We start from the raw sequence: 2,569 nt of genomic DNA, 5'->3' as shown, positions 1-2,569 counted from the left end.
CGGTCTCGGGGCGGCGCGCCTATCCACCTCGCCCACAAGGGGAGAAGGCAAGGCCGCCGCCCCCTCACCCCATCCCCTCCACCTCTTCCGCCGACAGAAACAACAGCACCACTTCCGACATGCCGAGCAACGGCGTGAAGGTGACTATGGTGATGCCGCCTGTGGCGTTGGTGCGGGTCAGGCCTTCGGAATAGATGTCGAGCGGTGGTTCCTCGTCGAACCAGACGCCGTGCAGCGTTTCGCCCTGCCACTTTTCGCGGCCCTTCTCAAAACTCTTGAACGACAGCACCGATTCATCGGCCTGCACATCACCGCCGCCGCCATGGCGCACGACGACGCTGTCCAGCCCATGCGGCGCGCCGCGCCCCATGATGGTGCTGACAATGGCGTCGGCCGGGATCATGCCGGTGCCCCACGCCGCCGGCTGCTGCGGCGGGCCGACCAAAATGCGCTGCGGGTTGTCGCGCGTGCCCTCGGCGGTGACGCCCGCCGCCCACAGCCGCACGGCCGTGTCAAAAACCTTGCCTTGCCACCACTCGGGATAGCGGCCGGTGAGATGCATCGCCCATTCGGCGCCGCCGGCCCTTGTCTTGCCGAGCTGGTTGCCGGCCATGAACAGGCGTTCTCGGTTGGCAGCACCGGCCGCATGGAACTCGGCCTGTCGCGGGTAAGGCCGGTAGGCGGCAAGCTGGTTAGTGCGCCGCCTCCGGTCCAATTCCCTGAGCAGGCTCAGATACTCGGTCTTCGCTGTCGCGGTCCGGCTTTGCGAGTCCTGCGACGCCAGACTTTTCGAGAAACGGCCGCAGGACGGCTTCGAGGCCGCGGATGCGCTGCCTGATTTCGTCATCGCTCAGTGCTTCCAGACTGTTGATGTTGAGATGCAGATCCTTGGGCAGCACCGACAGCACGATCTTCAGATACTGATCGGGCTTTTCGGTGCGAACCTCGGCGATGACGCCGGCGCCATGCGCCCGGAAATCGGCGCGGATGGCGTCCAGAAAACCATCGGCCAGCGTTTTTTTCGCTCGCTTCGGCCGGCCGGACGGCTTGGGTTCGGCCACATCAGCCGGTTCGTCGTCGAAAGGTTTCTCGGCCATGGCCTACCGCGATGCTGGTGATTGGCGAAAGCCGGGGTGACATCCGATCTCCCCCCAAGTGGGGGAGATGCCAAATTTTGGCAAAGAGAGGGCAGGACAGAGGGGGGCGCTGTCCCGCCGACATTTGATATCGGCAACACAGGCACAAACGTTCGAGAAGGCTTGATATAAAAAAACCCGCCTCGGTGGGCGGGTCGTTGGCGCAAATCAGCACCATGACTATATTCCTAGCATAGCTGCCGTCACAAAGCAAGCGAAATCTCGCGGGCCGGCCTAAAATTCGGCCGCCCGCCGCGCTATGGTGCAGGGATCGGAACCGGTGTTCGCGCGTTTGCAATTTGCCAATGGGAGCAAAGCCATGAATGTCGCCAATCTGCAACTCGAGGGCCTGCTGATGGCCGTCGCATCGATCAATCAGGTCCTTGTCCGCAAGGGCGTACTGACGGTCGAAGAGATAGACATCGCCTTGCGCAAGGCCGAAGCCAGCGAGACCAGCGAGGAGCGCTCCGAAGGCATGTCGGCCTCGAGCCGCGATGCCGTCAACTTCCCGATCCGGCTGCTGGAGCTGGCGAACCAGTGTCAGCCGGAGGCGGACATGCCGTCCTTCTCCAAGCTGGCGCGCATGGTCGGCCAGATGAAGGAACCCTACAACGACCAGATGTGACGTCGCGATCGCCTCGCCGTATCGGAACGCCGCTTGCCAGCCGAGTTACGATCACCTGGCCAGTGCAGCCTTCCAGGTCAGCACACGGCCCGGCCCATGCACGGCGGCAAACAGCAGCCCGGCCAGGAAGGTAAAATGATCGACGAAAAAGCCGAACTCGGCCTGGTTTCCGGCCCAGTGCGACGGCCCGTGAAAGGCAAAGGCGAGGAACAGCACATAGGCGCCGGCGACAAGAGCGGCCTGCGAGAACAAGGCGCCGGTCAGGAAGCACAGGACGAGGACGACTTCGAGCACGGCCGCGCACCAGGCCAGAAACAGCGGGAACGGAAATCCGGCGGCGGCGATGTAGCCCGCGGTGGCGCCCATGTCGATGAATTTGAAGGTCACCGCCATGAGGAAGACGGCTGCGAAGATCAGGCGGCCAGTCAGGATTGCCGCGGTCTGCCACGGCGGTTGAGCCGGTGATTGGGTGGTTTCCGATGACATGCCGTCCTCCAGGGTTGCGATTTCGCCCCAAGGACGTTGCACCAGCCGCAAACCCGACATGATCCCCCGAGAATACTGGCTGAGACAGCGCAAGCAGCCAGGCCGCTGCAGGACTGGGTTCCTCGCCCCCACCAAAGTGGGGGAGAGGTGGCGCGGCGAAGCCGCGACGGAGAGGGGGACAGCGCCTGCAAAGAAAAGGCCCCTCTCCGGCCGCGTAGCGGCCCCCACACCCCCCCCGTCGCGCGGGGCGGGGCACCCCAGCCGGGGTCGACAAGGCCGCGGGGGGGGGGGTCGGTGGCCCCCCACTCCCAAAAATGCCGCG

General features: G+C 64.6%; 4 protein-coding genes. 1 reads left to right on the top strand and 3 read right to left on the bottom strand.

The window, feature by feature from the left end:
• Positions 1 to 64: 64 nt before the first annotated feature.
• A complete protein-coding gene (locus AC0L2K_RS31660) occupies positions 65 to 613 on the bottom strand; it encodes a terminase large subunit domain-containing protein (protein WP_287121225.1) in 549 nt (182 codons plus the stop codon).
• 79 nt (positions 614 to 692) lie between these two features.
• Positions 693 to 1,097, bottom strand: coding sequence for a hypothetical protein (locus AC0L2K_RS31655; RefSeq protein ID WP_288142180.1), 405 nt, complete (start codon positions 1,095 to 1,097; stop codon positions 693 to 695).
• A gap of 358 nt (positions 1,098 to 1,455) precedes the next feature.
• Between AC0L2K_RS31655 and AC0L2K_RS31650 the strand changes: the two genes are divergently transcribed.
• Positions 1,456 to 1,761, top strand: a complete 306-nt coding sequence (locus tag AC0L2K_RS31650) for a hypothetical protein (RefSeq protein WP_023803842.1) — start codon at positions 1,456 to 1,458, stop codon at positions 1,759 to 1,761.
• Positions 1,762 to 1,812: 51 nt separating this feature from the next.
• On the opposite strand, the gene AC0L2K_RS31645 is transcribed toward AC0L2K_RS31650, so the two are convergent.
• Positions 1,813 to 2,247: a DoxX family protein gene (locus AC0L2K_RS31645; protein ID WP_023803843.1), complete on the bottom strand. Its 435-nt coding sequence runs from the start codon at positions 2,245 to 2,247 to the stop codon at positions 1,813 to 1,815.
• Positions 2,248 to 2,569 lie beyond the last annotated feature (322 nt).

This window comes from Mesorhizobium sp. WSM4817 (assembly GCF_055811135.1).
The sequence above is the reverse complement of the archived record's forward strand: the minus strand, read 5'-3'. Positions and strand labels throughout refer to the sequence as shown.

Bases quoted from the DNA above. Each gene is read 5' to 3' on its own strand.
- AC0L2K_RS31660 (WP_287121225.1), bottom strand. From the start codon at position 613: ATGGCCGGCAACCAGCTCGGCAAGACAAGGGCCGGCGGCGCCGAATGG.
- AC0L2K_RS31655 (WP_288142180.1), bottom strand. From the start codon at position 1,097: ATGGCCGAGAAACCTTTCGACGACGAACCGGCTGATGTGGCCGAACCC.
- AC0L2K_RS31650 (WP_023803842.1), top strand. From the start codon at position 1,456: ATGAATGTCGCCAATCTGCAACTCGAGGGCCTGCTGATGGCCGTCGCA.
- AC0L2K_RS31645 (WP_023803843.1), bottom strand. From the start codon at position 2,247: ATGTCATCGGAAACCACCCAATCACCGGCTCAACCGCCGTGGCAGACC.